We start from the raw sequence: 4,481 nt of genomic DNA, 5'->3' as shown, positions 1-4,481 counted from the left end.
AATGCCTTGAATCAGCCTATTTAGACCGTTTCTTCGCCATTTAAGGCGTTATCCCCAGTTTTTAGTGAGATCTCTCCCACTGACGTATCATTTGGTCCGCCCGAAACAGGTTGGCCAGCGTGAATAAGGGGTGAGTTTGGAGATTGGAAATTATTGTACGTTAAGCCTGTTTTTTGAACAGATCGCGCTATCGCAATAGGGTGTACTCCTGCACTATACGGCATTTAGCCTGTATGTTTGGGTAATGAGACAACCTAAATGCGACAGCGTGAGCGCAATAACTTAAATGCGATAGTCAGTAACAATAAATCAATCAGTTACCAATCAGAAACGGTTAAATTATGTTCTTAACGTACAATAATTTCCATTTCCCAAACCGACCCCAGGAAGGACATCTGATGGAAATGGAAGCCACTGGAGCACCTCAAAAACACCATCATGCACTAAATCAGTAAGTTGGCACCATTACCGGAAAATCAACCACCACCTTTAGCCTTTACTTTTTACGGATAATTCCTAAAAATGTTTTTTTTACATTAAGAAACAGGAAGTCACATGAGCTCAAAAAAACACTGTTAAGCATAGCCCTACTAACCGCCTCGATTACCGCTTTATCAGGCTGTCAATCCAATGCCGATCAATATGCTGCTGACGTTTATGACACAGGGCAACTGAATGCAAAACAGGAGACGAAAACTGTAAACATAATTTCTGTTTTGCCTGCGAAGGTTGCTGTTGATAACACTGCAAACAAACAAGCTGCACAAACCTTTGGGGCAATCCTTGGCGCTGTGGTTGGCGGTGTGGCTGGTCATAACGTCGGAAGTGGTAGCGGACTTTGCACAACAGCCGGAGCCGTTGGCGGTGGTGCCGTCGGTGCCGCAGTAGGAACATTAGTCAAAGATAAATCTATCGTTGAAGGTGTTTCTTTAACTTACAAAGAAGGGACAAAGGTATTTACATCAACTCAAGTAGGAAAACCATGTCAGTTTACTACTGGTTTAGCTGTTGTTATTTCCACAAAAAATAATGAAACAAGAATCCAGCCAAACACAACATGCCCGGTAAAAAAATAAGATTCAAACGATGAAAAGAATCATTATACCCCTCATCCTTTCTTTTAGTGGAAGCAGCTTTGCAAACTCACTTCAAGAACAATTATCTGCAGTAGCTCAAACTGAACAGCAGGGAAAAGCTGAAGAGCAAAGACTCATGGATATCCAGAGAGAAAAAATTGAGGAAAACAAACGGCTTGAGCAAAAAAGGAGAGAAAGAGCAAGAGCAGAAGCGAACAGGAGAGCAGCCATAGCTTCTGCAGAGAGAAAAGCTCACCGTGAAAGAATCGAAGCTGAGCTCAAAGCCGATAAAAATAGAGATCAGAAATATGAAGATGAACTAAGAAAGCTTGAAATCGAAAAACAAAAGTTAGCATTAGCCAGGGAAGAGGCAAGAGTTAAACGCGAAAATTAATTCATAGACCAAGAGTTAAAAAACAAGGCAGCCCAAACAGATGTAATTCAATCTCACGCCGGCTCAAACAGAAATATTTCAGAAGGCGGGAAAGATTTAATGAAAAGCGAAGGGAAAGCCAGAGAAAAAGAAGCTGGAGAATGGTTTAACTAGCTTCATTTTTATAATTAAAGTTGATTTCAAGTTTAATTAACAACGGATGTTATTTACCATAACATCTGTTGCCCGCACCGCTCCGGACGGGTTCGCCACAAACGGGGCGGCAGTCAGGTAAAACCGGCAACAAACCACCCGATACACCGCCCCGTTCGTGACAGATAAATTTTACCCGACTGCATAGCCATGCAGCCAGATGCATGGCGTGTAAAGTCACACTAAAATCAGCGCGAACGCCTTAAAAACAGGTAAATGCTTCTCCAGCCAGTCCCACAGCCCGGCCGCCAGATACAGGCAGTTAAGTACAGCTTCAATGACGTTAAGCAATTTCATAATTCCCCCCCAGGTATAGGCCGTGATCTTTTTAATCACGAACCTATTTAGCGGGAGAAGTAAGAGCCCCTCTTCGTGCGGGTTGTCAGCTGCCTGGATGGTTTAAAGTGTCGGCCCGCGGTAGGTTTTCTGCGGCTGGCGCTCCAGCTCCAGTGTTTTCTGATACTCATTCTCCCTCTGCCGGAGCTCGATGGCATTCAGTTCCCGGACAAGCGGCGCAGCTGCTCGCTTAAACTCAGCACCTGCGTGCTCAAGTCCGACACGCGCTCGTTCAGCACCGCGTTCTCCCGTTGCATAAGCCCACACATGCTCCGCCATTCCGCGAAGGCGCTCTCCCATTCGTCCAGCCTTTGCGAGTAGTCCTGCTGTAGCTGCTCTAATGCGCTCAGCAACTGCTTTTCCAGCTCTGTCATCTTCCGCTACTCCTGTTTCAGGCGGATCCATGTCGTCCCGCCGTAAGGGATGGCTTCGGTTTTCATCCCCGGCGGTAGGATAAGAAACCTCCGGCCGTCGCTGCTCTCCTGATAGCGCACTCCCCACGTCCGGGCGGTCATTTTCGCCAGGGTATCTTCCTGCTGACGAAGATGCGTGTAATTGTCGGTTATCTGCTGCCCCTGCCACCACAGTATGCTCCCGCTCGTGCCGATCAGCAGCGCTGACACCATCAGGATGGTGAGCCATGTCCGCCCGGCAGTCCGCAGTACGCTCCGCCGGTTTTTCTCCATCGCCTCGCTCATACTCTGCTCGTGGGCGAGGATGGCGTCGCTGATTCTCCTCGCGCTTGCGCTCAGTTCCGCTCTGACAGACTGCTCGTGCTCGCAGAATGCGGCTTTCAGCATCTCGCCAGTACTCTTCTGCTGCGCTTTCGATTGCTGCTCTAAGTCCTTCGCTAGCGTTAAAAGATTGCTCATAGATAGCTCCCTTCAGTCGGATGTTTCGCCCCCCGTCCGGGTCGGCAATGCTGATACTGCTTTTCGTGGTGCGCACCACCTTAAAACCTGCACCTTCAAGAGTGTCAGTGACATCCTGACGGCTTTTCAGCTCCCCGGACGAGGCTAAGCTCAGTAGTCCCCGGGTAATGGCTTCTGCGGCCTCCTGCGTCGTTTTCGGCAGCCCGGACGGCGTGACCAGCGCCCGGCGGTTTTCCGGCGCGTTCGGGTCGTGCAGCCCCAGTCTGCCGTTCACGATAGTCTGCCAGGCATCGATGCGCGGCCGGTCGGCGCGGTCGTAGTAAGGCTGGAGCCGCCTGCCGGTCAGCAGCTCGGTATTGGGGATCAGAAAGTTCAGCTCCAGACGCCCCTTGTCCGCGTGCTCCACCCACAGAATGCTGTACTGATCTTTATCGAGTCCGGGCATCAGAACCCGCTCGAAGCTGGCCATCAGTTTTTCCCGCTGGCCGGGAGGGAGATCGGCCTCCGCAAACGACAGGACGCCGGAGGTGTATTTCTTAACGTAAGGCGACGCGTCAATCAGCTCCCGGACTTCTTCCGGCTTCCCCTGCAGGACGGTGGCGCCTTCACGCTGCCGGTCTTTACCCAGCAGATAGTCCACCGGCCCGGCGCCACCGCCGCGACCGCGTGGATGAAATTTAACGATCATCGTCCGTTCCTTTCTCAAGAACGGCGTGCCGCAGCCGCTCAAGTCCGGCATCGATGGCCATCAGCGCCGCCACAATCTGTACCCTGTCATGGCCAGTACCGCCGCCGGTGTTAACACGGCGGGCTATCTGGTTCAGGTTATTGCCCATGCCGGCAAGCTGGCGCAGCAGCGCCGGCGAAATTGAGGGGAGCTTTCCGGTGCGCGCAGGCTTTTCGTCCAGGCAGGTCTGCCGCATCCAGGCCGCCAGCGGCCTGCCGTCACAGCGCTCAAGCAGCCGCCGGTGCTCGTCCTCCGTCACCCACATGGTGAGCATCTTGTTCCGTTTCTCTGACAAACCGGCCTCCTGATAACGCCGGGACGGGCGGGAAAGCCTTTCCCGGTCGGCGCGGGGTTGGACAAGCCGCAGGCGCGTCAGGCTTTTGGCGGGTTTCGGGGCGCAGCCCTGAACCAGTCACGTAGCGCTAGCGGAGTGTATACTGGCTCAATATGTTACGGCGGAGTAACACTTAATAAAAGTGCTTCATGTGGCAGGGGAAAAATGCAGCTGCAGGGCGTACAGGAGAAAATGGAGGTTACAGTGATATGACGCCTCCTCGCTCACTCGGTCGCTTCCGCTCCTGACGTTCGGCTGCGGCGGGCGTTACCTGCAAACGGATAAGAGCAAAGGCATACGGCATGGCAAGCAGGACAGGAAGAGGATACGGAGCTGCCGTTTTTCCATAGGCTCCGCCCCCCTGACGAGCATCACGAAATCTGACGCTCAAATCAGTGGTGGCGAAACCCGACAGGACTATAAAGATACCAGGCGTTTCCCCCTGATGGCTCCCTCGTGCGCTCTCCTGTTCCTGCCTTTCGGTTTACCGGTGTCATTCCGCTGTTATGGCCGCGTTTATCTCATTCCACGCCTGACACTCAGCTCCGGG

4 protein-coding genes and 1 pseudogene are annotated in these 4,481 nt (G+C 52.2%); 2 read left to right on the top strand and 3 right to left on the bottom strand.

Annotated elements, in window-relative coordinates:
- The first annotated feature begins 716 nt into the window (after window positions 1–716).
- Window positions 717–1,076: a hypothetical protein gene (locus tag FTV38_RS16635; RefSeq protein ID WP_257221968.1), complete on the top strand. Its 360-nt coding sequence runs from the start codon at window positions 717–719 to the stop codon at window positions 1,074–1,076.
- A gap of 10 nt (window positions 1,077–1,086) precedes the next feature.
- Window positions 1,087–1,623: pseudogene (locus FTV38_RS16630) on the top strand (DUF5384 family protein).
- 533 nt (window positions 1,624–2,156) lie between these two features.
- Here the strand turns inward: FTV38_RS16630 and FTV38_RS16625 are convergent.
- The 3 genes from FTV38_RS16625 to FTV38_RS16610 form a co-directional block, all read right to left on the bottom strand.
- Complete coding sequence (locus tag FTV38_RS16625; RefSeq protein ID WP_000137422.1) at window positions 2,157–2,372, bottom strand: MbeD family mobilization/exclusion protein; 216 nt, start codon at window positions 2,370–2,372, stop codon at window positions 2,157–2,159.
- A 6-nt stretch (window positions 2,373–2,378) separates the two neighbouring features.
- Window positions 2,379–2,870: an MbeB family mobilization protein gene (locus FTV38_RS16620; RefSeq protein ID WP_140428842.1), complete on the bottom strand. Its 492-nt coding sequence runs from the start codon at window positions 2,868–2,870 to the stop codon at window positions 2,379–2,381.
- Window positions 2,871–3,547: 677 nt separating this feature from the next.
- A complete protein-coding gene (locus FTV38_RS16610) occupies window positions 3,548–3,892 on the bottom strand; it encodes a MobC family plasmid mobilization relaxosome protein (RefSeq protein WP_058663788.1) in 345 nt (114 codons plus the stop codon).
- Window positions 3,893–4,481: the final 589 nt, after the last annotated feature.

This window comes from Acinetobacter sp. YH16044, from assembly GCF_013417145.1.
Classification (GTDB): Bacteria; Pseudomonadota; Gammaproteobacteria; order Pseudomonadales; family Moraxellaceae; genus Acinetobacter; species Acinetobacter amyesii.
This window is presented reverse-complemented; position numbering and strand designations above follow the sequence as displayed.

What these genes read in the sequence shown, in the direction of transcription:
- FTV38_RS16625 (WP_000137422.1), bottom strand. Translation starts at nt 2,372, where the DNA reads ATGACAGAGCTGGAAAAGCAGTTGCTGAGCGCATTAGAGCAGCTACAG.
- FTV38_RS16620 (WP_140428842.1), bottom strand. Translation starts at nt 2,870, where the DNA reads ATGAGCAATCTTTTAACGCTAGCGAAGGACTTAGAGCAGCAATCGAAA.